We start from the raw sequence: 22,233 nt of genomic DNA on the forward strand, positions 1-22,233 counted from the left end.
GATCCCTCCGGTTACCGCTGAATTCTGCTTTCAAGTTCATCAAAAATGCCAGGTGTACCGACCTGTACAAAAATGCCTTGCGCTTCATCTTGACGCTTCACTTTACCGCCGGCTTCTTCTACGATCAAAAGGCCTGCTGCCACATCCCAGTCTTTCAGCTTTAATTCCCAATAAGCATCAAGACGACCGGCCGCTACCATTGAAAGATCAAGAGCCGCGCTTCCCATCCGGCGCAGACCGCCGACATTTGGCAGAAGTTCTGCTACATAGTTGATATTGTTATCAGGATGTGTTCCTTTGTCATACGGAAAGCCTGTACCAACCACTGCTTCTTGAAGCGTTGTTCGACCGCTTACTTGAATCTGCTCACCATTTAAATAAGCACCGCCGCTTTTGACTGCTTCAAACATTTCTCCAAGACGCGGGGCATAGACAAAACCGGCGACGGTTTCACCTTCGTGCCGGAGCGCAACAGAAATACAAAACATCGGCAGGCCGCGGGCGTAATTGACAGTTCCATCAATTGGATCGATCACCCATTCATAGCCAGCTGATCCTTCCACGCGGTCACTTTCCTCTGTAACAATTGCGTGAGAAGCGTACGTTTTACGAATCTTCTCTTTCAAAAAGTTTTCTGTCCACGTATCGACTTCGGTCACTAAATCGATCGCTGCGGTTTTATGTTCCACTTCCATCGGCTTTTCAAACCGGCGCATCTGTTCTTCTCCAGCTTCTCGTGCCCACGCTTTTACTTCATTCAGCATGACCTGCCATTCTTCTTGCACTAAGATCCCAGCCTTTCTCTGCCTTAACTTTATTTGTGAGTTTCATGGCTTTCATCAAAGTAAAATACTTGATTTCCACCCTCTTCTTTTCCGCGGTACATCGCAGCATCTGCTTCTTGAATTAACCGCTCAAAAGATCGATGGTCGTCTGCATCCATGATTGTACTAATGCCAATGCAGGCTTCTGGTGTTACTTCACCTTTAGAGGTTGTCACCGGGGCTACAAGCGCTTGAAGTACTTGCTTACCCACGCGCATCAATTCTCCATTCGTCAGCTGCTCAGCCTCACGGGCGATCACAAACTCATCGCCGCTGATACGGGCAACAAAACCGTTCAACTGTGCCGCTTCGGCTTTCAAACGATGCGCTACCGCCTGCAGCACTTCGTCTCCTACATGATGGCCAAGATTATCATTTATTGATTTAAATCCGTTTAAATCAATAAATAAAACGGCTAATGCATCATGCGCTTCCTTCACTCTCTCCTCCCACGTATCCATTAAGTATTTACGGTTAGGTAAACGCGTTAAAGGATCGTGGTTTGCATGAAAATGCATCTTCTTTTCGTTTTCTTTCCGCTCAGTCACATCGGTCGTTAAGCCAATAAAATATAAAAGCTCGTCATCATCATCATATACTGGACTAATTCTTAGTTCATTCCAGAAAATGCTTCCGTCTTTTTTATGGTTTAAAATTTCTACAACGACCGGCTCACGGCGTTGTATAGCGTTGCGAAGCTCCTTAATTGTATCAACGGACGTTTCCGGTCCCTGCATAAACCGACAGTTTCGACCGAGAACATCTTCTATGGTGTATTGCGTAATTTCTGTAAATGCCGGGTTCACAAATATTAAAGGGTTGTCAGGCTGTTTTGGATCAGAAATGGCGACGCCGGTATGAATGTGTTCAATAACCGCGGCCATTTTCCGATATTCATTGTAAAATTGATCGATCTTCTCCTTTAGTTCTTCTGCATTGCGAACAATTGTGGATGGATCTTGGGCATCCATTTCCGCAATCCAAGCACTCGGATTAAAAGTCATTTTTTCCTCCACCTTTTCTGTGAAACGACTAAGGTACGGCTTAAACTATATACCCGATTCTAAAAACCTAGGAACATACTTTTTAAAATGTTGTTCCAAATGATTCATTCGTTATATAAAGAGAGGGCGTGCTATAATATAGGCGTCAGAAAGGAGTTACCTCATGCTCGAATTTATTCTTTCCACTTTGGAATCACTCGGTTTGTTCGGGCTGTTTATCGGCGTTGCTGTTGAAGCACTCTCAATCCCGTTTCCGGCCGCTGTTTTTATGCTTGCTTACGGCTATATTCTTGACCCTGATCCTATCAGCTGGATTTGGCTCAGCTTAGGATCTGCAGTTATCTATACATTGATCAGCTTTATACCCTACGCCTTTGCAAAACGCTACGAAAACTGGGTCCAGAAAAAAGTGAAACATTCAAAAATCGAAAAAATGACGAGGTACGTGAAAAAATACGGCGACTGGGTTGTAGCTGTCGGCCGTGTGCTCGGTATGGGCTATATTGCTTATACTGCATCCGTCTCAAATATATCCAGCGTCCGCTACGCCATTTTTACGTTTATTGGCGTTCTTCCGACAGCATTTGTCATGTTTTATCTTGGTCAACTCGGGAACATCGAAGCGGTTTATGAATGGTTTCAACGCTCACAGTACGTCATTTTTTCCTTGTTAGCGACAGCGATTGGTGCGTATGTAGCTTACCGGGCACTGCGTGCTAAAAAGTATGCAAAAGAACGATCCAGCTCCTCTTAATTTATTTATGATACGGCGTACCCTTCTGGATTTGAAAAGCACGGTATACTTGTTCTAAAAGCATGAGCCTCATGAGCTGATGAGGGAAAGTTAGTTTTGAGAATGACCAGGAGAAGTCAGCTCGTTTCAGCACTTGTCGACTTAAGCCGAGCGATCCGCCAATAACAAATGTTACTTTACTTTGACCATACACTGCTAAATCATCAAGTTTAGAAGCGAGGGTTTCGGAGCTGATCATCTTTCCCTCTGGATCAAGTGCAATTACGTAAGTGTCTTTTGGCACTTTCTGCAGGATTTTTTCTCCTTCAGTTTCTTTAACTTTCGCTTCTTCTTTTTCACTGAATTTATCCGGCGCCGGTGCATCAGGGACTTCAACAATATTTACCTTTACCTGGTTACTCAGCCGTTTTTCATATTCTTCGATGCCGGTCTTTAAGTATTTTTCCTTCAGTTTCCCTACTGCTATAATTGTAATCTGCATAGTTTTTGCCTCGCTTTTCGTGCTTTTTCCACAAGTGGCATTTATTTTTCCGACCGTCTATTTATCCACAGAACGCGAAGTTGTCAACACAGTTATCCACATGTTAACTTCAATCGGATGCTGGACGTTCGATTTCGTATACCGGACGTTCAGTGCAGAAATTGCACGTCTTGTCAGCATTCTCACTTGTTACTTCTTCGAGTACTGGAAATTCTCCATATGTATCCACGATGTCATCAAGTGCGTTATCCACATGTTCACTGCATGATAAAATCATTGGTCCACCCCTTTCATATCTGCATTTTATTGTAACATATCCACAAAGGGTTCGTCGGCAACATCAAGTTATACACAAAACAGCACCGGATTAAAAACCGGTGCTGTCAGCGTGTAGACAAACTGTCAAGAAAAGCGAAGGCTGACGCCGCTTTTCGGCGGACGCTTGCACTGTTCCTGGTGGCGTCGCCGCCGGCGCTCGTCAGCCTTGCGTCATTTGATGGTCATGAATTGTAGAGAGCCTTTTGATCAAGCGATATTTAGATGAATCAATTTCATAATAACGCTTCATGAGCGACCAAGCGAACCATATACAATGGAAATCCTTAATGATCCGTTAACTAACAAGTAACCGAAACAAAAGACGGCGACTCCCAGAGGATCATGCGCAGGCTGAAGATCCACTTTTTCGAATGGTCTTCATTCGAAAAAGTTAGCTGAAGCCAAGCCCTCGGGAAAGCGTCCGTCTGGCGTGAAGGTCACGTTCATGATCTGGTTTTTTCTCTTAATAGGGACCCCGCGGATCTCCGGGAAGTAAGTCGTCCGTGAATCTTAGGTTTTGTGCTTTATCGACAGTATGACAGCAAGCACCGGATAGAGACCGGTGCTGTTTTGTTAAAACTGCTGCTGTTGTGGTTGCAGCTGAACTTCTAAAGTTTCCTGACTGTTGCCGCGGTATATGCTGACTTCAATTGTTCCATCACTTTCTGCTTCGTTATATAAATATTGACGCAGATCGTGACCATCGGCAATCGGTTGACCGTCGATTTCTATAATGACATCGTACTCCTGCAACCCAGCTTCTGCTGCTGGACTACCAGTTATAACGTCCATAATGAATACACCTTCTTCAACGTCTTCTGGAAGGCCGAGCGTTTCCTGCCAGTGATAGCTCGGAATTTCAGAAAGTGAACTAATGCTGACGCCCATCTCAGGCCGCTGCACTTCACCGAATTGTTCAAGATCCTCAATCACAGGTAGAGCAATCGATGTTGGAATGGCAAAGCCAATTCCTTCAACCGCAGCTTGGGCAATTTTCATCGAGTTAATCCCAATGACATCACCATTAATGTTGATTAAAGCTCCTCCGCTGTTTCCAGGATTAATCGCTGCATCGGTTTGGAGCACTTCTGCGTTCCAGTCCATTTGCCCGTCACCTGTTAAATCTACAGGGATGCTTCGCTCTGTAGCACTTATAATGCCTTGAGTAACGGTTCGTGAAAACTCCGGGCCAAGCGGATTACCAATTGCAATTGCCGGTTCACCGCTTCTTAATGTTTCAGAGTCACCGAAATTAGCTACGGTTTCTACTTCGTCTGAAGGGATGCGCAGCACCGCCAGATCGGTAAGTACATCTTCACCTAAAATTTCTGCTTCTACGCGCGATCCAGAGGCTAGACTAACCTCAACCTGGCCTGCACCTTCGATCACATGCTGATTTGTAACGATATAAGCGCTGTCACCTTCTTCCCGGTAAACCACGCCGGAACCTGTCCCTTCATTCACACCTTCATTGGACCAAAAATCCGACTGCTGCAAGTTAAAAACACCTACAACGGCTTTAGATACACCTTCCACCGCTTCGCTGATATCAGTATTAATATCTAAGCTTACTTCTTCTGTTTCGACAACTTCTTCTTCAATCCCGTTTTCACGTTCTTCCGGGCCGGCCGTTTCCTCATCCTCCATTGTACTTAACAACCAGGGTGAGGCAGCTAAGATGATACCTGCACCGATAAAAGCTCCGCCAATACCCGCAAAAAAACCACCCCACGGCTTGGCTTTTGTTTTCGTTGTCCGGCTGGTATGTTCTTCTGAAGTCGGATGTTGATCGTCATAATTTGACATATGCACGCCCACCTTTCATCAAAAAGTCGGTCCGCTAATCACACGCCTTTATTTTCAAGCTTAAACAATATTATTTTAGCCGTTTTCTAAATCAGTCGTCCAGCGCTTAAACCGCAATCAGAGAATTTCCCAATATTTAGTTCAGTGGCCTGACCCATCAAGTATTGAGAAAGGCGTTCTGTTGATGCGCAGGATTGTGATGTTAGACTTACCAACCTTGATTGATTTTAAACAGCAGTCAGCGTGGAAGGACGATCAGGATCAGTATCAAACAACAGCGGTGCACTGCCGGCATCAAAACCTCGTGTAGCAAGGGTTTGTTCCACAGTCATCCGTGCCAGATCCTTCATGTTATTGTCTTTACTCAAATGGGCTAAATACACAGCCTGCGTGCGCTCGCCGATAATATCTGCTAAGGCTTTTCCGGCATCTTCATTCGAAACGTGACCTCGATCACCGAGAATACGACGCTTTACATTCCATGGATAACGCCCCATGCGGAGCATATTTAAATCATGGTTTGCTTCAAAAATGAGCGCATCTGCGTTTTGAACCTTTGATTTAATCTGTTCACTCACGTAACCCATATCTGTCGCCAAAGCGAGCTTACGTCCTTCATGATGAAACACAAAAAACATTGGATCTGCTGCGTCATGTGAAACACTAAACGTCTCAATATCAATATCTCCAAACAGAGCGCATTCATTCGCTTCAAGTGTAAACTTTTGATCAAGTGGAATTGGACCGATCGAATCTGTCATCGCCTGCCACGTTTTTTCATTTGCATAAATCGGCAGTCGATGCTTACGCGCAAGCACCCCTGCGCCTTTAATATGATCGCTGTGCTCGTGCGAAATTAACAGCCCATCCAAGTCAGCAGGACGCCGTCCGACGTCTTGTAAAAGCGCCTCAATCTTTTTACCGCTGAGCCCCGCATCAATCAATAAGCGCTGCCGACTGGTTTCTACATAAACTGCGTTACCTGTGCTTCCGCTCGCAAGTACACTCATATTTAACCCCATGATTGCTGCTCCTTTTTAACTTAAATCGAAAAGATACCCGCTTTTATTTCGAACAGTCAAAAGTCGAAATAGCAGCGGGTAATTAAAAGCTTTCTTTTATATAAGAATCAAGTGTCATTAGTTAATCGTCTTGATCCGGATTCTTAATAGATCCGGTAATCGCGTGCAGCCAAAACGTACTTTCATCATTTACATCCACTTGATACATTGGAACGAAATTCCTCACATCGCTTTGCGCCCAAAATAAACTGTGGTAACCAAAATCAATACCTGTAACTCGGTCTCCCTGACGCAGCTCATTTTCTTCCATTAAAATTTCGAGCACTTGATTTGAACTGAGAAAGTCCTGCTCTTTACCGTGTTCCTCAAACTCCATAAACGACTGCATATAGCTGTCAATATTACCGTCTTCGTTCACAAAAACGACGAGAAAATGATCACTATACGTGTAAATCAAATCATCTTGAAACCATTGATAGAATACAAGTTTCCGTTCACTTTGATCCCAATAGCCAAACTCAAACTGTTCACCATTAACGATGTACGTTTCAAGAAAATCAGATAAATCTTCGCCAATATCCTGATCACTTGAAAGTTCGAAAGGCTCTTCTAATGTTTTGTTAATAACCCCGTCTTCAATTTCATAAAGCTCACTTTCATCCTGGCTCGTATCTTCAAATACTTCTTCTGGAACATCCGCTTCATGACCGGCAATGTGCCGGCCGGATTCAATATTCTCCGGCCAGTCCGCCTCAATGATAATCTCACGTTCAGCAAGCATTTCTTCTACAGATGTTTCCGCAAGGACGCCCGTTTCATAACTATCCTGCTTTTCTAACAGTTGATAAACTAAAAACGCGTTCAAAAATAAAAAGGTTAAAATGAAAATGGTCTTTGTTTTATTCCAGTCCATCTTCCGGCCCCCTATCCCGCATATCTACCGGATACCAACGACCGCCGGACTGAAGATACCAATGTGGCGTCAATGACACGAGAATATCTTGCTTCTCCATTGTGTATCCAACGCGGATATTATCGATTTCTTCACGCGCAAACGGCATATTCGCATCAACATACGTTAATAGATCCCGCCCGTTTTCAAGTTCCACGACATTTTCAGCCTCAACATACTCTTCTTCATCGAGCATAAACATCGGCCGGGCATGATGAACAATTTGACTGCCTTCTCGTGCTGTCTGAATGACATCCATACTTCGACCTGTATCTGCAAACACCGGAAGTCCTTCAGCCATCAGTCGAAATTCAACCTCGTCGGGGCTGGAGCGGCTTTCTGACCAATCATACAGTTGAAACGCATCTGTCCACCCTCCGTGCGCATTAATAAAATCAAAGGTCGAAGGTACAATATGCATGTCACTTGCACCTTGGATTTCAGTATAACCAGGGTTGTTAAAGTCGAGCTCATCCCCGCCGCTTCGCAGACGCATCATTGCACTTCCATCCGTATACGACAATGTATTTCCCTGCTCAGCATGCTGCTGAACGTAGCTTGGATCATCAAATAAAATCTGCATAAATGAATCACTCTGCAAGCTCGTCGTCGAATAAGATAACTCTTGATGAGCTACAGTTTCTTCCGGAAGATACAAAGCGGGAAGCAGGTTATCTTCATCTGTCTCGCGTTCTACTTCAAACGCTTCTATTAACTGCGGTACTTGGGAGATATAATCGTCTTCAAACACCGATGTACCGAAGTTTGATTCGCCGACAAGCATCCGTTTCTCCTCAAAAGAGACAAGGCGGACTTGAAGTTCTTCGTTTTCTCCGCCTGGATCTGACAGCAAAATTCTATCCACTTGATCGAGGTGGAGCGCTGATGCATGATCATCGTGTTCAAACAACACTTCCGCAATTTCCCACGGTATAGCGGTCGGAAAGGTTAACTCCGCCCAATCCCCTTCCAAATCATATACATCTGCCTCATCAATGTTTGAGACTGCGGATAAATTTTCAAAGTCTGCATCGCGAAGCTCATCAAAGAACGTGTGCATCCGCAAATCATTTCCATCCATCATGCCGGTTGTTGCACCGTTGTTTAATATGAGCTTTTCAGGATAGATAACATCATTTAAATCCCGTTCATCACCGATCGGCTCATTTTCTACATACTCTTCACGATCCAATGTACTGTATATCGGCTGATACGTCCAAAGCTCCCATGTGAGCCATAAGCTCAATAAGATAAGACCTGCCAGTAACACGGATTTCAAACGTTCGATAATCATGCTTCAACACCTGCGCTTTGAAAGCCTGTGTACGGCAGGGTGACATACAGCGTTGTCCCTCTGCTATATTCGCTTTCAATATCAATCCAGCCGCCGTGACCTTCCACCATCTCTTTTGCAATTGCTAAACCTAAGCCTGTACCACCTAAATTGCGAGCGCGCGCTTTATCGACACGGTAAAAACGTTCAAAGACTTTTTCTTGGTTTTCCTCCGGAATGCCCGGGCCTTCGTCACTGATACCAACAACAACCCGGTCATCACGGGCATCTGCCTGCAAAGTAATCGTGCCACCCTCTGGTGAATACTTAAGCGCATTGGAGACAATGTTATCAAAAACCTGGGCAAGCTTATCTGAGTCAAAATCAACATACATTGCTCGTCCTGGAATCCAACGCTCCATTGTAATGCCCCGGTCTTTAAACATCATGTCATAACGATCGGCCATCTCATGCAGAAATGTGCCAAAATCTCTCGTCTCAAAATAAAACGGATCATCGTTACTATCCATTTTAGATAGCTGCAGTAAATCGTTCACAAGCCGGATCATCCGCTCAGTCTCATTTTGGGTAACCGATAAAAAGCGGCCAGCCAGCTCCTCATTTTCCATCGCTCCATCTTCTAACGCCTCTAAATAACTTTTCATCGTCGTAAGTGGAGTCCGCAGCTCATGGGAAACATTCGCCACAAACTCCCGACGCTCACGCTCTAATTTTTCCTGATCCGTAACGTCATGAAGTACCGTAATTAAACCTGTAATCGGACCGTCTTCGTTACGGATGACTGAAAAGTTAGCTTCAAGCAAATACTCTCCATTTTCATCGCTGAAGTCAAGCAGAAGCGCTTCAGAGTAATCATATAAATCACTCGGCGTTAACGTTTCTGAAAGACGTAGAATATCCGGAAGTGAATGACCCATCGCATCCACACTGCGAGCTTCAAGCAGTTCTTCAGCCCGCTTGTTCATCAAAATGATGCGCCCGAGTTCATCAGTTGCGATCACACCATCGGTCATATGGGTCAACACAGAGCTTAATTTCTTCCGCTCACCTTCAGTTGTGATGTGAGCTTCTTTTAAATTCCGGGTGAGCGCGTTAAATGAATGGGCGAGCTGGCCAATTTCATCATTACCAAATACGCGCACGCGCCTGGAGTAATCCCCCTCACCCATAACACGAGCCTGCTTCTGCATATCTGCAATCGGCCGGGTGATGGTACGAGCAAGCATAATGCCGAGCAGCGCCGTGACACTTAAAGCAATTACAGTTCCTGTCATTAAAATGTTATTAATCTGATTCATTTCTCCATAAATCTCTTCCATCGAGGATTCGATATAAATGGCGCCTAATATGTCATTGCCTGATTCAATCGGCCGGGCCATAACCCGGATCCGGTTGTTCGTTTCTTCTTCACGGAGGATATCATCCGGGCCTGGCGTACCATTTAGTGCCCGGTTTACGCGAACGTTTGAGCTAATCTGCCCGACGATATGGTCGTTTGTCATATCTGAAGTACCGAGGATGACTTGGTTGTCATCAATCACTTGAGCTTCTGAGCCTTCAATTGAAAAAAACTCATTGAGCAGGCCTTCAATACTAGCTTCAAGGGGCTCATCATCTTCACCACGGTTTTCAAGCATCTCCTGCTCTACATTGTAAGCGAGCAGATCCGCCCGCTCTTCCAATGTTTCGGTTTGGTTACTAATCAACTGTTCCTCGAGTTGTCCGGTAAAATAAACTCCGATAATCTGCATAGCAATAAGAATTAAAAGCACATACAAAACAATCAGCTTGAAATGAATCGATTTAAAGAAACCGATGACGCGCATGGTTACTTCTCCTGTTCAGGATGGCGTAAGTAATAACCTACACCGCGCCGTGTAATGATCCAGTTCGGATAGCTCGGATTATCTTCAACTTTTTCCCGCAGACGACGTACAGTGACATCAACAGTACGTACATCGCCAAAATAATCATAACCCCAAACGGCCTGCAGCAAATGTTCACGGGTCATGACTTGTCCCATATGGCGAGCGAGGTAGTGGATTAATTCAAATTCACGGTGGGTTAAATCCACTTTATCCCCCTGCTTTGTGACCATATAAGCATCTGGGTCGATCACAAGGTCACCAATACGAATTGACCCGTTAGGTTTGCCGTCATCTTCGGGTACATTCTGCTGCCGGCGCAGGTTAGCTTTGACGCGGGCGATTAATTCGCGGGTGCTGAATGGTTTAGTGACGTAATCATCTGCACCAAGTTCAAGGCCGAGCACTTTGTCAATTTCAGCATCTTTAGCTGTCAACATAATAATCGGCATATCAAAGGACTTCCGAAGTTCACGGCACACTTCCATACCGTCTTTGTGCGGCAGCATAATATCAAGCAGCACTAAGTCCGGCAGAAAGGCATGTGCTTTTTCCACCGCTTCATTACCATCATAGGCTACTTCAACTTCAAAACCTTCTTTTTGTAAATTAAAATCAAGAATATCTGCAATCGGCTGTTCATCATCTACAACGAGAATTTTCTCTTCCATTAGGATTCGCTCCATTCTTAAGAGATCACATTTGCAACTCAACTAGGTCTGTCATTCTTTGAAAAGACAAGAACATTTATATTCTAACATACTACACCGCCCGTTCGCTGTCGGGCGCAGGTACCAACAAAGACAGAGCGATCGTGTCAAACTTTCCACGTTAAATACCAGCATTAAGATATCATCCCGCTGGGGTGGGCTTTGGTTCATATAACAAAAGCACCTCCCATAATGGAAGGTGCTGCTTTATTTCGATCATCATCTTTTTTAGATGGTGGCTCGAGACGGAATCGAACCGCCGACACACGGATTTTCAGTCCGTTGCTCTACCGACTGAGCTATCGAGCCAACAAAAATGGCGGGCCTGACGGGAATCGAACCCGCGATCTCCTGCGTGACAGGCAGGCATGTTAACCGCTACACCACAGGCCCTTATGTAGTTGGTGACCCGTAGGGGATTCGAACCCCTGTTACCGCCGTGAAAGGGCGGTGTCTTAACCACTTGACCAACGGGCCATCTTTAAATTTTTGTGTGCGCTGTTTTCGTTCCCCAGCGACATTTATAATAATAGCACGCCGGTTCATGGCACGCAATAGGTTTCTCGAATTTTTTTCGTTTTTTCACTGAAGGCAAAAATCGTTAATTTAAAGAATAGTAGAAAAGGGGGCGGGGTGTCAAAGCCCCCATACCCCGCGAACAAGATTCGTCTGGCTTCGGTCTGGACCGACTGAGAAAATCGAAAGTGGAATGTTGGTCAACTGCGATATCCGTTCAATGTAGTGACGTGCATTTTCCGGAAGCTCATCTAGCGACTGCACTCCTGTAATATCTTCCGACCAGCCCGGCATTTCTTCATATACCGGCTCACATTCAGCCAGAACCTTTAAGCTTGCCGGAAATTCGTTCATAACTTCACCACGATATTTATAAGCAGTACAAATTTTAACGGTTTCCAACCCGGTGAGAACATCAATTGAATTCAACGACAAGTCGGTGATTCCGCTTACGCGACGGGCGTGGCGGACAACGACACTGTCAAACCAGCCGACGCGGCGAGGGCGTCCGGTTGTGGTACCGTACTCGCGACCAACTTCACGAATCTGTTCGCCGACTTCATCGTCAAGCTCCGTTGGAAATGGCCCATCACCTACGCGAGTGGTATAAGCTTTAGAAACCCCAAGCACATGATGAATTTTCGACGGTCCTACACCTGAACCGATTGTAACACCACCGGCAATCGGGTTAGAGGAGGTAACGAATGGATAAGTCCCTTGATCAATATCGAGCATAACCCCTTGTGCGCCTTCAAACAAAACGCGCCGCCCTTGATCAATGGCCTCATTCAATGTCACTGATGTGTCACAGACATAAGGTGCGATACGTTCACCCAGCGCCAAATAATCTTCTAAAATGTCTTCCGTTTGAAAGCCTTCTGTTTCGTACATTTTCTCAAGCAGACGGTTTTTATCTGACAAATTACGCTCCAACTTGCTGCGGAATTCATCCCGATCCAGTAAGTCCACCATACGGATCCCGGTCCTTGCGGCTTTATCCATATAGGCAGGACCAATGCCTTTACGGGTCGTGCCAATTTTACTGTCGCCCTTGCTTTCTTCTTCAACCGCATCAAGCTTAATATGATAAGGTAAAATAACATGAGCACGGTTACTGATCCGAAGGTTACTTGTATCAACCCCGCGCTCATGTAAGTAATCTAGTTCTTCAACGAGCGCTTTAGGATCAATCACCATGCCATTGCCAATGACACACGTTTTATCCGAGTAGAAAATACCCGATGGGATCAAATGCAGCTTATACGTTTCACCACCAAAGACAATGGTGTGTCCTGCGTTATTTCCCCCTTGATATCGTGCCACGACCTCTGCATTTTCTGATAAAAAATCCGTGATCTTTCCTTTTCCTTCATCGCCCCACTGTGTTCCTACAATGACTACTGAAGCCAAAGAAGCCACCTCCTGTACTTAATACGTGCCAAGGGCCGCCCATTCTTGTTCGACCTATGTAAGATTTCCCTCCACAATCATAGCAATAAGTCCAAAAACGGTCAATCAAACACGAACATTAATAAAAAATATTTTTGCGGCATTCGTGTATGTGATTTCTTTTCATATTTCTTACATTCATGATTAAAATAAATCCGCAAGTGGTATACATGCAAGACGAAGCTACACTACCTACAAAGGAGCGACCATTGCATGATTGAAAAATTAGATTGGAGCCACGGAAATATTTTGGCTTATGAAGTGAGTGGACAAGTAACAGAAGACGAAATTCAACAAGCTCATGATGAAGTTGACCATTTGGTGCGCGAATTCGGCACTTTGAATTTGCTCGTTCGTCTTCCGGAAATGCCGGGGATGGAAGCCTCAGCGGTTAACGACCGGCTCCGCTTTACGAAAGAGCATTACGACAACATCGATAAGTATGCGATCGTTGGAGACTCACGGGCAGTAGAATGGATAAGTAAAGCAGCAGACGCGGTAACGAAAACAGAAATTAAGCACTTTGATCTTGATGATGAAGAATCCGCCAAAGCCTGGCTGGATCACACCGTTTAAGCACCTATAAAAAGAGGGACTGTCCCATAAGATATACTTTAAATGATTGGCAAAGGAAATATACTCGCTTTCACCAATGGCACGAGTGCGACATCGACTCAATCAGCGCTTACGCTTGATTGAGTCGTGTCTGCTTTGCATCCGGACAGCGTATTAGATTGCGCGTGAAAAAACCGCTCATTGCGGGGGCTTTAACTTCCTAATTTCCTGCATATTTCTCATATATTTCCTTTTCTTTTTTCTTAAATCGAATGTTTATAAATTTTTTGAGACAGCTCCTTCAGCGTGTAGCTAAACTTTCAAGAAAAACGGAGACTGACGTCGCTTTTCGTCGGACGCTTGCCCCAGGCACGGCCTCAACTTCCTCGGCAGAAAGTCACTGCCTGTGGGATTTTCGGCTCGCGCTGTTCCTGGTGGCGTCGCCGCCGATGCTCGTCAGCCTTGCGTCATTTGATGGTCATGAATTCTAGAGGTCCTTTTGATCAAGCAATAGCTACATGAATCAATCTTTAATGACGCTTCATGAGCAGTCAAACGAACAATATAGATTGGAATTGGTTTATGGTCTGTAAATGTCAAAGTGACCGAAACGACAGACGGCGACTCCCAGAGGATCAAGCGCAGGCTGAAGATCCACTTGTTCGATTGGAAATCTAATCGAACAAGTTAGCTGAAGCCAAGCCCTCGGGAAAGCGTCCGTCTGAGAGTGAAGGTTACGTTCATGATTCGATTTTAGGACAGCCCGCGGAGCTTAGGGCAGTAAGCACGTGAGTGTTAGGTTTTGTACTTTTCAATAGACTGAGAGCCTCCTGTGATATGCAGGAGGCTCTTGTTATCTTATTCAAGTTAAGCGGTTGGCGGCATGTCGCCTTCACTGTGGCGGTGATCGATGTTGACGAACTTATTGTATTCTTTCACAAAGGCAAGTTCTACGTTGCCCACCGGTCCGTTCCTCTGCTTTGCAATAATGATTTCAATAATATTTTGGTTTTCCGATTCTTGATCGTAATAATCATCGCGGTACAAAAACGAGACAATATCAGCGTCCTGCTCGATACTCCCTGATTCACGCAGGTCAGACATCATCGGCCGTTTATCCTGCCGGCTTTCAACGCCACGTGAAAGCTGGGACAGCGCAATGACCGGCACATCGAGTTCACGGGCAAGGGCTTTTAATGAGCGGGAGATTTCCGAAACTTCCTGCTGTCGGCTCTCGCTTCCGCTGCCTTGAATCAACTGCAAGTAGTCAATTAAAACCATACCGATCCCAGACTCCTGCTTTAAGCGACGGCATTTAGCGCGGACATCGCTTACTTTTATGCCCGGGGTATCATCAATATAAATCCCGGCACGGGATAAGCTGCCCATAGCCATCGTCAACTTCTCCCAGTCTTCTTCTTCAAGTGCACCTGTACGCATGCGTTGTGCATCAATGTTTCCTTCAGCGCAAAGCATCCGCTGTACAAGCTGAGCCGCCCCCATCTCCAAGCTGAAGATAGCGACATTCTCTTCTGACTTAATCGCGATGTTTTGCGCAATATTTAACGCAAACGCTGTCTTACCCATCGACGGACGCGCCGCCACGATAATCAGATCACTTCGTTGAAAGCCAGCCGTCATCCGGTCGAGCTCTGCAAACCCACTTGGGATTCCTGTCACATCGTCCTGCCGGTTTTGAAGCATCTCAATTTTATCGTACGTTTCAATTAAAACGTCTTTAATGGGGATAAACGCCCCAGTATTCCGCCGCTGTGAAACTTCAAGAATGGAACGCTCAGCGTTACTTAGCACATCTTCAATTTCTTCTTCGCTGCCGTAGCCTTCAGAAGCAATCGACTGGGCAGTGTGGATCAATCGACGCATCAGCGATTTTTCTTCAACAATCTGTGAATAATACTCCACATTCGCAGCTGTTGGTACGGCATTGGAAAGCTCAGTAACGTAAGTTAAACCACCGGCTTCCTCCAGCCATTGCCGCTCCTGCAGCTCATTGGCAATTGTGACAATGTCAACTGGCTCTCCTTTTTCCGATAAATCCAGCATGACACGGTACAAACGCTGGTGGGCGGCGCGGTAAAAGTCTTCCGGGCCAAGGCGCTCAGAAGCTGTGACTAAAGCTGTTCCATCGAGAAAGATTGCACCTAGCACCGCCTGTTCCGCTTCAATGTGCTGCGGCGGATTGCGGTCTGATAACCAGTCGCTCATTGCTACTCCCCTACCTTTCTCGATCATTCGAAACGACACTGCTGCCGTTGAAAAAAACACCACCGCCCGGCCCGGGGGCTGCAAGCGGCAGTGCTTTCAATTTATTCTTCAGTTACATGGACATCAAGCGTGGCAGTGACTTTTGGATGAAGCTTTACCGGTACTTTCGTGACGCCAAGGGTGCGGATCGGGTCTTTCACTTCAATTTTCCGCTTGTCGATGAAAAAGCCCATATCCTTCAGTTTCTCTGCGATTTGTTTATTAGAAACCGCACCGAAAAGACGGCCGCCTTCCCCTGCTTTTGCTGTAACAGCAACTTTCGTGTTCTCAAGCTGTTCTTTCAGCTGCTCTGCATGACGCAGCTCCTGTTCAGCTTTTTGGCGTTCCTGCTCCTGCTCTTGCTCGAGCTTCTGCATATTCCCTTTCGTCGCTTCTACAGCTTTGCCGTGCTTTATGAGGTAATTGCGGGCATAACCTTCAGAGACGTCTTTAACTTCTCCCTTTTTTCCTTGGCCTTTAACGTCTTCTTTCAAAATGACTTTCATGACGTGGTTCCCCCTTCCAAGTATTCATCGATCGCCTGCTGCAGCTGGTTTTCACCTTCCTGCAGCGTAATATTCTCAAGCTGGGTTGCCGCATTAGTTAAGTGACCACCGCCACCGAGCGCTTCCATAATCAACTGCACATTAACGTCCCCGAGGGAGCGGGCACTAATGCTGACCCGGCCGTCACTAAGACGTGAAAGGACAAACGAAGCGCGTACATCATTCATCGTCAATAGTGTATCAGCAGCTTGTGCGATAAGCACCTGGTCGTTCGTCTCATCTTCAGTCGCTCTGGCAACTGCCATCCCATCCCGGTAAATTTCAGCATTTTCGATTAGACGAGAACGCTTCACGTATTGTTCAATGTCTTCTTTTAGCAAAGTCTGTACCGCGGTTGTATCAGCACCATTTGACTTTAGAAATGAGGCAGCATCAAACGTACGCGATCCGGTGCGAATAGCGAAGCTTTTCGTATCAACCATGATGCCGGCAAGCATTGCAGTTGCCTCAAGCACATCCATACTTACCTTTTTCGGTTGATATTCTAACAGTTCTGTAACCAATTCGGAAGTCGAAGAGGCGTACGGCTCCATATAAACAAGCACCGGATCTTTAATAAACTCTTCACCACGACGGTGATGATCAAGGACAATTACCCGCTCTACTTGATTCAAAAGTTTTGATTCGATGACTAGCGACGGTTTATGAGTATCCACAACAACGAGCAGGGTATGACGGCCTGCTTCTTCGAGCGCCTCTTCCGGTGTAATAAAGTGAGCCCATAAATAATCATGGTCTTCGACTTCTTCCATCAACTTATTAACGTCCGGATTATTATCTGCCGGGTCCATCACGATGTAAGCATCAGTATCATTGACCTCAGCAATCTTAAGAACGCCAAGGGCTGCACCGATGGCATCCATATCCGGGTTTTTATGCCCCATAATAATGACTTTATCACTTTCAATGACAAAATCGCGCAGTGCATGAGAAATTACGCGGGCCCGTACACGCGTCCGCTTTTCCATCGCATTTGATTTTCCACCATAAAAGCGCACTTTTCCACTGCGCTCTTTCACCGCAACCTGATCTCCGCCCCGGCCTAGTGCCAAATCAAGACTTGATTGAGCTAAGGCGCCAAGCTCCCGCAGAGATGGTTCTCCTTTGCCGACACCAATACTTAATGTGAGCGCAACTTTCTCTTTTGCGGTCACTTCACGAATTTGATCAAGAATGCCGAAGCGGGTGTCCTCTACTTCTTCTAGAGATCGTTCGTTCATCACAGCAATAAACTTATCGTTTGAAATGCTTCTCAGCATGATATCGTATTGATTGGCCCACTGATTCAACGTCGAAGTTACCTGACTCATTAAGCGGCTGCGGATCTGATCATCCATACCTTGGGTAACTTCATCGTAGTTATCAAGATAAACATAACCAATCACGGTTTTTTCTTCTTGATACAACGCTTCAGTTTCTCTCGTCTCGGTCACATCAAAAAAGTAAACAAGCCGCTCTTCAGGCCGAATTGATACGTGGTAATGTTTATCCTCGATGGTAAGCTCTTCTTCACGCTCTCCCCGTTCAATTAACGGTACCAGCTCATCTGAAATCTGACCGAGTGATTTGCCGAGGAATTCATCCGGCAGATAAGCCATCATATACGGATTAGCCCATTGAATTTGATAGCTCGCATTATAGAGCACAATCCCGATCGGCATCTGCTTAACAGCTTCTTCCCCAGCTTTATTCACACGGTGGCTCAAAGTTGAGATGTAGCTTTCGAGATCTTGTTCAAACGCACCGCGTGCTTGAGCTGTGAAAATCATGACTAAGCCGATGACAAACAAGCTGATCAAGCCGAGCTCCCATTGGAACATAGAGAGGGTAATGGCTGTCATCACGGCTACGGCGAACAAAGCGACAACATGATAGCCGTGCCAGCGCCTCAATAAAAACCTTGGCATAATTTCAACCCCTACTTCCTATCGTTATCCATCCGGCTCTTTAAATTAAACCCTAAATCAATTATACCCAAGATTCGTATGAGATAAAGTAGAAAAGGCATAACGAACGAAATGATCAACAACAGCACAGGAAAGACCATCTTTACGCGCCGGGTGTAGGCGAAGAAAAATATGACAGTAGCTCCCTGTACAAACATCGCAATTTCAAGCAGTGGATGGACGTTCCATAGTACCGGATACATAGCTGAGTCGTCCGGCACACCAATTAATACTAAAATCAGCGTAACGAGATAATACCATAAAAACGCCCGCGGCATCTGCCATAAACGGAAGGCAGGAAAACGCTGTAAAGGCATGTTCAACCGGCTGAAGGCAAGATGGCCAATTCCTTGAGTGACAAGCGCCATTGTGATCCCAAGCAATACTAAAATCATCGGTGCCATATCTGCTACCATACCGAGCATTTCCTGGATCTCTTCAAGCTGAGCTTCAGTATCCTGACCAAGCGAGCCGGCAAGTGATTCTGCTGTACTGATGGACCCTGCCAGCCAGTCCTGCATAGCCACTACCGGGTCAAACTCAAAGATTAAAATACTGCCTAAATAAACGAGCAGCAAACCAGCAATATAAGATAAACTCGTGCCGATCCATACAGTGAAGGCATCTTGGCGCCGACGGATCAATTCACCAGCCACAACACCGGCCGCTGCAAATAAAAGAAGTGCCGGCAAACCTAATAACCCTGTGATTAAAAACGTTACCGCTGTTAAGATGAGCCATAGAACTACCGCAGGCTTCAAACCTTGACGCACGGTAAAAATCATCAGTGGCAGCGGCAGCAGCCATATCAAAACAAGGCCGAGCAGCGGAATAAATAATGATCCTGCTACTAAGGCTGCAAAAGCCGCAAACATGATGGCGCCTTCTTTCAACGCATTCGTCTGCTTCATGATTTCACCTTCATTTTACTTTGCTGCATTTAACTGCAGCGTTATGTATGCCACCCTATTGTAGCTCACATTGAACGATTGTGGAAAGTTGTTTCCTACGATTGTAAATGAAATGATTGGTAAGTTACCTATCAACACTTCCCCACCGTGTTGTCTATGCACAATCAGTTGGCTGAAATATCGTAAAAACGCACAGCGGAACCGAAATCCGCTGTGCGCTCATGTCAAATCGTTTAGTGGCTGTCTCGAACAAACGGAAGAAGTGCTGCTTGACGCGCGTTTTTGATCGCGCGTGTCAGCTGACGCTGGTACTTGGCGGAAGTACCAGTGACACGGCGCGGTAGAATCTTGCCGCGCTCGGAGATAAATTTCTTCAGTAGCTCAGTATCTTTATAGTCAATCTTTTGGATCTTATTGACTGTGAAATAGCACACTTTTCTACGCTTACCTCTACGACGTGCTGCTGCCATCGTGACATGCCTCCTTTACATGTTTTCTTTCATTTATTATTCGTAAGAACCAGAGAGCTGCTGGGCGAGGGAGGTACGATTAAAAGGGCAGGTCGTCATCAGAAATATCAATCGGTTTGCCTTGGTTCGCAAACGGATCGTTATTGCCTAAGTTTTGTCCGCCCTGCTGACCTTGACCTCCACCACCGGAGTATCCCGAAGGCGGTGGGTCGCCGTACATGTCATCGCCTCGCTGGCCTCCACCGCCGCCGCTGTTACGCGTTTCAAGAAACTGAACGCTTTCGCCTTGTACTTCTACAACGTTGACGCGTCGGCCTTCGTTGTTTTCGTAACTGCGGCTTTGCAGACGGCCGTCTATGCCGGCGAGACTCCCTTTTTTCAAGTAGTTCGCTACGTTTTCCGCTTGTTTGCGCCAAACGACGCAGTTAAAAAAGTCGGCTTCCCGTTCTCCCTGCTGGTTTGTAAACGGACGGTTGATCGCAATACCAAAATTGCAGACTGCAACGCCGTTTGGTGTATACCGCAGTTCAGGATCGCGGGTTAAACGCCCGACAAGGACTACACGGTTAATCAATCATAACCCCTCCCACAAACGTCGCTATTAGTCGTCATCACGGACAACAAGCGTACGAATGATGTCGTCGTTAAGCTTCACGCGACGGTCGAACTCGTTGATCGCTTCCGGGTTAGCTTTTACTTTAAGAACAACGTAATAGCCTTCGCCGAAGTCATTGATTTCGTAAGCCAAACGGCGTTTGCCCCACTCATCAACTTTTACGATTTCTGCTCCCTGATCCGTCAAGATGTTGCTAAAACGTTCAATCGTTTTTTTCGTTGCATCTTCATCCAAGTTTGGAGCAATGATGTAAAGAATCTCGTAGTTGCGCATTGTGCGTCACCTCCTTTTGGTCTTAGCGGCCCTCAGATTCGAGAGCAAGGAAGAAAAAACGGAATATCGTTTTTTCACTCGCATTAGCTGATTGTAACAGAAGACGCATCGGAAGACAACCGTCAATTCCAATGCGTCGCTCACTTCATTTAAACATTAAAGCGGAAGTGAATGACATCGCCGTCTTTAACGAGATAGTCTTTTCCTTCCAAGCGGACTTTACCGGCTTCTTTCGCTGCGTTCATCGAACCTGCGTCCATTAAATCATCATAGGCTACAACTTCCGCCCGGATAAATCCGCGCTGAAAGTCCGTGTGGATGACGCCCGCTGCTTCCGGTGCCCGCATACCTTTGCGGATCGTCCAGGCACGAACTTCCTGCTCGCCTGCTGTAAAGTACGTTGCAAGGCCGAGAAGACCATACGCAGCACGGATGAGCTGATCAAGGCCGGCTTCTTCAATGCCAAGGTCGTCGAGAAATTCTTGACGCTCTTCACCTTCAAGCTCGGCAATTTCTGCTTCAATGCTGGCACATATTGTAATAACTTCAGCACCTTCTTCGGCAGCAAAAGCTTTCACCCGCTGAACGTTTTCGTTATCCTCATCGCTCTGCAAGTCTTCTTCACTTACGTTGGCTGCATACAAGACCGGCTTCATCGTTAGGAGATGAAACCCTTGTACAATTTCGTATTCTTCTTTAGAAAGCTCTAGACTGCGCGCAGGCTTCTCACCTTCAAACGTTTCGCGTAGTTTTTCAAGCACAGCCTCTTCAGCTTTCGCTTCTTTATCACCGGACTTTGCCATTTTTGAAACTTTAGCAAGGCGTTTGTTTACCGTCTCAAGGTCAGCTAAAATCAGCTCAAGGTTTATAACTTCAATATCACGGATCGGATCGACACTGCCGGAAACGTGAGTAATGTTTCCATCATCAAAGCAGCGGACGACATGGGAAATGGCATCTACTTCACGAATGTGGGATAAAAACTGGTTCCCTAAGCCTTCCCCTTTACTTGCACCTTCAACAATGCCGGCAATATCGGTAAATTCAAAAGCGGTTGGCACTGTTTGTTTTGGTTGAACGAGATCAGTTAGTTTCTGAAGACGCGGGTCAGGGACTTCGACGATGCCAACGTTTGGATCAATCGTACAGAACGGATAGTTTGCCGATTCTGCGCCTGCTTGTGTAATTGCGTTAAACAATGTGGACTTACCAACGTTCGGAAGCCCGACAATGCCGGTGGTGAGTGCCATCTTTCGTCACTTCCTTTATTGAATAAATTCTATTTCTAGTTACATGATCACTTTAAATTGACATACGTTCTCTATTATAGAAACTGAAGCTCGCTTTGTCGAGAGTGAAGACAGCACACACAAAAAAAAGCACCTCGACCAGCGAAGTGCTCCAGGCTGTAGACAAATTACACAACTTAACATTAACTCACTACTTACTGCTCCAGCTGCCGCGAGTTGCCTTATTAAGAGGAAATACTGGATCATGAATGTAACCTTCACGCCAGACGGACGCTTTCCCGAGGGCTTGGCTTCAGCTAACTTGTTCGATTTGATTGCCAATCGAACAAGTGGATCTTCAGCCTGCGCTTGATCCTCCGGGAGTCGCCGTCTTTTGTTTCGGTTAC

21 protein-coding genes and 3 tRNA genes are annotated in these 22,233 nt (G+C 45.9%); 2 read left to right on the top strand and 22 right to left on the bottom strand.

Annotated features, from left to right (window positions below; genetic code table 11):
- Window positions 1–11: 11 nt before the first annotated feature.
- Window positions 12–785, bottom strand: coding sequence for an inositol monophosphatase family protein (locus tag B0H94_RS07145; protein WP_106588575.1), 774 nt, complete (start codon window positions 783–785; stop codon window positions 12–14).
- Window positions 786–814: 29 nt separating this feature from the next.
- Window positions 815–1,828: a GGDEF domain-containing protein gene (locus tag B0H94_RS07150; RefSeq protein ID WP_106588576.1), complete on the bottom strand. Its 1,014-nt coding sequence runs from the start codon at window positions 1,826–1,828 to the stop codon at window positions 815–817.
- Window positions 1,829–1,991: 163 nt separating this feature from the next.
- Here B0H94_RS07150 and B0H94_RS07155 point away from each other — a divergent pair, with 163 nt between their 5' ends.
- The gene (locus B0H94_RS07155; protein WP_106588577.1) at window positions 1,992–2,582 is read left to right on the top strand and encodes a DedA family protein; all 591 of its coding nucleotides are present in this window, start codon (window positions 1,992–1,994) and stop codon (window positions 2,580–2,582) included.
- Between the two features lies 1 nt (window position 2,583).
- Here B0H94_RS07155 and rlmH read toward each other — a convergent pair whose 3' ends face one another.
- The 12 genes from rlmH to B0H94_RS07215 form a co-directional block, all read right to left on the bottom strand.
- Window positions 2,584–3,063 (bottom strand): 23S rRNA (pseudouridine(1915)-N(3))-methyltransferase RlmH, encoded by a 480-nt coding sequence (gene rlmH / locus B0H94_RS07160; protein WP_106588578.1) that lies wholly within the window; start codon window positions 3,061–3,063, stop codon window positions 2,584–2,586.
- 109 nt (window positions 3,064–3,172) lie between these two features.
- Complete coding sequence (locus B0H94_RS07165) at window positions 3,173–3,340, bottom strand: CxxH/CxxC protein (RefSeq protein WP_106588579.1); 168 nt, start codon at window positions 3,338–3,340, stop codon at window positions 3,173–3,175.
- 614 nt (window positions 3,341–3,954) lie between these two features.
- Entirely contained in the window at window positions 3,955–5,187 is a 1,233-nt protein-coding gene (locus tag B0H94_RS07170) for a S1C family serine protease (RefSeq protein ID WP_106588580.1), read from the bottom strand.
- Between the two features lie 227 nt (window positions 5,188–5,414).
- The gene (locus B0H94_RS07175) at window positions 5,415–6,209 is read right to left on the bottom strand and encodes an MBL fold metallo-hydrolase (protein ID WP_106588581.1); all 795 of its coding nucleotides are present in this window, start codon (window positions 6,207–6,209) and stop codon (window positions 5,415–5,417) included.
- 121 nt (window positions 6,210–6,330) lie between these two features.
- Window positions 6,331–7,122, bottom strand: coding sequence for a two-component system regulatory protein YycI (locus tag B0H94_RS07180; protein ID WP_106588582.1), 792 nt, complete (start codon window positions 7,120–7,122; stop codon window positions 6,331–6,333).
- Window positions 7,109–8,455 (bottom strand): YycH family regulatory protein, encoded by a 1,347-nt coding sequence (locus tag B0H94_RS07185; RefSeq protein ID WP_106588583.1) that lies wholly within the window; start codon window positions 8,453–8,455, stop codon window positions 7,109–7,111. Before B0H94_RS07185 ends, B0H94_RS07180 begins: the two co-directional genes overlap by 14 nt.
- Window positions 8,452–10,281: a cell wall metabolism sensor histidine kinase WalK gene (gene walK, locus B0H94_RS07190; protein ID WP_106588584.1), complete on the bottom strand. Its 1,830-nt coding sequence runs from the start codon at window positions 10,279–10,281 to the stop codon at window positions 8,452–8,454. Before walK ends, B0H94_RS07185 begins: the two co-directional genes overlap by 4 nt.
- 2 nt (window positions 10,282–10,283) lie before the next feature.
- Window positions 10,284–10,991 (bottom strand): response regulator YycF, encoded by a 708-nt coding sequence (gene yycF, locus B0H94_RS07195; RefSeq protein WP_106588585.1) that lies wholly within the window; start codon window positions 10,989–10,991, stop codon window positions 10,284–10,286.
- A 272-nt stretch (window positions 10,992–11,263) separates the two neighbouring features.
- Window positions 11,264–11,339: transfer RNA gene (locus tag B0H94_RS07200), tRNA-Phe, on the bottom strand.
- Between the two features lie 8 nt (window positions 11,340–11,347).
- Window positions 11,348–11,423, bottom strand: a tRNA-Asp gene (locus B0H94_RS07205).
- A 9-nt stretch (window positions 11,424–11,432) separates the two neighbouring features.
- Window positions 11,433–11,507 (bottom strand) — tRNA-Glu (locus B0H94_RS07210).
- A gap of 159 nt (window positions 11,508–11,666) precedes the next feature.
- The gene (locus B0H94_RS07215; protein ID WP_106588586.1) at window positions 11,667–12,956 is read right to left on the bottom strand and encodes an adenylosuccinate synthase; all 1,290 of its coding nucleotides are present in this window, start codon (window positions 12,954–12,956) and stop codon (window positions 11,667–11,669) included.
- Window positions 12,957–13,208: 252 nt separating this feature from the next.
- Between B0H94_RS07215 and B0H94_RS07220 the strand changes: the two genes are divergently transcribed.
- Window positions 13,209–13,571: a SpoIIAA family protein gene (locus tag B0H94_RS07220; protein ID WP_106588587.1), complete on the top strand. Its 363-nt coding sequence runs from the start codon at window positions 13,209–13,211 to the stop codon at window positions 13,569–13,571.
- Between the two features lie 846 nt (window positions 13,572–14,417).
- Here the strand turns inward: B0H94_RS07220 and dnaB are convergent.
- From dnaB to ychF, 8 genes are all read right to left on the bottom strand, one after another.
- Entirely contained in the window at window positions 14,418–15,776 is a 1,359-nt protein-coding gene (gene dnaB, locus B0H94_RS07225; protein WP_106588588.1) for a replicative DNA helicase, read from the bottom strand.
- Window positions 15,777–15,877: 101 nt separating this feature from the next.
- Window positions 15,878–16,321 carry a 50S ribosomal protein L9 gene (gene rplI / locus B0H94_RS07230; RefSeq protein WP_106588589.1) on the bottom strand — a complete coding sequence of 148 codons (444 nt, stop codon included), beginning with the start codon at window positions 16,319–16,321 and terminating at the stop codon, window positions 15,878–15,880.
- On the bottom strand, window positions 16,318–18,288 hold the full coding sequence (locus B0H94_RS07235; protein WP_106588590.1) for a DHH family phosphoesterase: 1,971 nt from the start codon (window positions 18,286–18,288) through the stop codon (window positions 16,318–16,320). Before B0H94_RS07235 ends, rplI begins: the two co-directional genes overlap by 4 nt.
- Window positions 18,289–18,299: 11 nt before the next feature.
- Window positions 18,300–19,238 (bottom strand): YybS family protein, encoded by a 939-nt coding sequence (locus B0H94_RS07240; protein ID WP_106588591.1) that lies wholly within the window; start codon window positions 19,236–19,238, stop codon window positions 18,300–18,302.
- A gap of 233 nt (window positions 19,239–19,471) precedes the next feature.
- A complete protein-coding gene (gene rpsR, locus B0H94_RS07245) occupies window positions 19,472–19,708 on the bottom strand; it encodes a 30S ribosomal protein S18 (RefSeq protein ID WP_106588592.1) in 237 nt (78 codons plus the stop codon).
- A gap of 79 nt (window positions 19,709–19,787) precedes the next feature.
- On the bottom strand, window positions 19,788–20,282 hold the full coding sequence (gene ssb, locus B0H94_RS07250; protein WP_106588593.1) for a single-stranded DNA-binding protein: 495 nt from the start codon (window positions 20,280–20,282) through the stop codon (window positions 19,788–19,790).
- 27 nt (window positions 20,283–20,309) lie between these two features.
- Entirely contained in the window at window positions 20,310–20,597 is a 288-nt protein-coding gene (gene rpsF, locus B0H94_RS07255) for a 30S ribosomal protein S6 (protein ID WP_106588594.1), read from the bottom strand.
- Window positions 20,598–20,746: 149 nt separating this feature from the next.
- Window positions 20,747–21,847: a redox-regulated ATPase YchF gene (gene ychF / locus B0H94_RS07260; protein ID WP_106588595.1), complete on the bottom strand. Its 1,101-nt coding sequence runs from the start codon at window positions 21,845–21,847 to the stop codon at window positions 20,747–20,749.
- Window positions 21,848–22,233 lie beyond the last annotated feature (386 nt).

This window comes from Salsuginibacillus halophilus, assembly GCF_003014715.1.
GTDB classification, from domain to species: Bacteria; Bacillota; Bacilli; order Bacillales; family Marinococcaceae; genus Salsuginibacillus; species Salsuginibacillus halophilus.

Excerpts from the sequence above, each read along its gene's own strand:
- B0H94_RS07235 (WP_106588590.1), bottom strand. The coding sequence starts at position 18,288 with ATGCCAAGGTTTTTATTGAGGCGCTGGCACGGCTATCATGTTGTCGCT.
- dnaB (WP_106588588.1), bottom strand. The coding sequence starts at position 15,776 with ATGAGCGACTGGTTATCAGACCGCAATCCGCCGCAGCACATTGAAGCG.
- B0H94_RS07175 (WP_106588581.1), bottom strand. The coding sequence starts at position 6,209 with ATGGGGTTAAATATGAGTGTACTTGCGAGCGGAAGCACAGGTAACGCA.
- B0H94_RS07165 (WP_106588579.1), bottom strand. The coding sequence starts at position 3,340 with ATGATTTTATCATGCAGTGAACATGTGGATAACGCACTTGATGACATC.
- B0H94_RS07170 (WP_106588580.1), bottom strand. The coding sequence starts at position 5,187 with ATGTCAAATTATGACGATCAACATCCGACTTCAGAAGAACATACCAGC.
- B0H94_RS07240 (WP_106588591.1), bottom strand. The coding sequence starts at position 19,238 with ATGAAGCAGACGAATGCGTTGAAAGAAGGCGCCATCATGTTTGCGGCT.
- B0H94_RS07155 (WP_106588577.1), top strand. The coding sequence starts at position 1,992 with ATGCTCGAATTTATTCTTTCCACTTTGGAATCACTCGGTTTGTTCGGG.
- yycF (WP_106588585.1), bottom strand. The coding sequence starts at position 10,991 with ATGGAAGAGAAAATTCTCGTTGTAGATGATGAACAGCCGATTGCAGAT.
- B0H94_RS07220 (WP_106588587.1), top strand. The coding sequence starts at position 13,209 with ATGATTGAAAAATTAGATTGGAGCCACGGAAATATTTTGGCTTATGAA.
- B0H94_RS07180 (WP_106588582.1), bottom strand. The coding sequence starts at position 7,122 with ATGGACTGGAATAAAACAAAGACCATTTTCATTTTAACCTTTTTATTT.
- walK (WP_106588584.1), bottom strand. The coding sequence starts at position 10,281 with ATGCGCGTCATCGGTTTCTTTAAATCGATTCATTTCAAGCTGATTGTT.
- rplI (WP_106588589.1), bottom strand. The coding sequence starts at position 16,321 with ATGAAAGTCATTTTGAAAGAAGACGTTAAAGGCCAAGGAAAAAAGGGA.
- ychF (WP_106588595.1), bottom strand. The coding sequence starts at position 21,847 with ATGGCACTCACCACCGGCATTGTCGGGCTTCCGAACGTTGGTAAGTCC.
- B0H94_RS07185 (WP_106588583.1), bottom strand. The coding sequence starts at position 8,455 with ATGATTATCGAACGTTTGAAATCCGTGTTACTGGCAGGTCTTATCTTA.
- rpsF (WP_106588594.1), bottom strand. The coding sequence starts at position 20,597 with ATGCGCAACTACGAGATTCTTTACATCATTGCTCCAAACTTGGATGAA.
- B0H94_RS07150 (WP_106588576.1), bottom strand. The coding sequence starts at position 1,828 with ATGACTTTTAATCCGAGTGCTTGGATTGCGGAAATGGATGCCCAAGAT.
- rpsR (WP_106588592.1), bottom strand. The coding sequence starts at position 19,708 with ATGGCAGCAGCACGTCGTAGAGGTAAGCGTAGAAAAGTGTGCTATTTC.
- rlmH (WP_106588578.1), bottom strand. The coding sequence starts at position 3,063 with ATGCAGATTACAATTATAGCAGTAGGGAAACTGAAGGAAAAATACTTA.